1 rRNA gene is annotated in these 255 nt (G+C 49.8%); it reads left to right on the top strand.

What is annotated here, in order from left to right:
- Positions 1-255: ribosomal RNA gene (locus tag MUU47_RS00015) — 23S ribosomal RNA — on the top strand; the annotation flags it as partial.

Below are 255 nucleotides of genomic sequence, written 5' to 3'. Positions count from 1 at the left end.
AAACAGGTTAATATTCCTGTACTTGGTGTTACTGCGAAGGGGGGACGGAGAAGGCTATGTTATCCGGGCGACGGTTGTCCCGGTTTAAGCATGTAGGCGGAGAGTTTAGGTAAATCCGGACTCTTATCTAACGCTGAGGTGTGATGACGAGGTACTACGGTACTGAAGTAACAGATGCCCTGCTTCCAGGAAAAGCCTCTAAGCATCAGGTAACACGAAATCGTACCCCAAACCGACACAGGTGGTCAGGTAGAG

Source organism: Scandinavium hiltneri (genome assembly GCF_024764835.1).
Classification (GTDB): Bacteria; Pseudomonadota; Gammaproteobacteria; order Enterobacterales; family Enterobacteriaceae; genus Scandinavium; species Scandinavium hiltneri.
The sequence above is the reverse complement of the archived record's forward strand: the minus strand, read 5'-3'. Positions and strand labels throughout refer to the sequence as shown.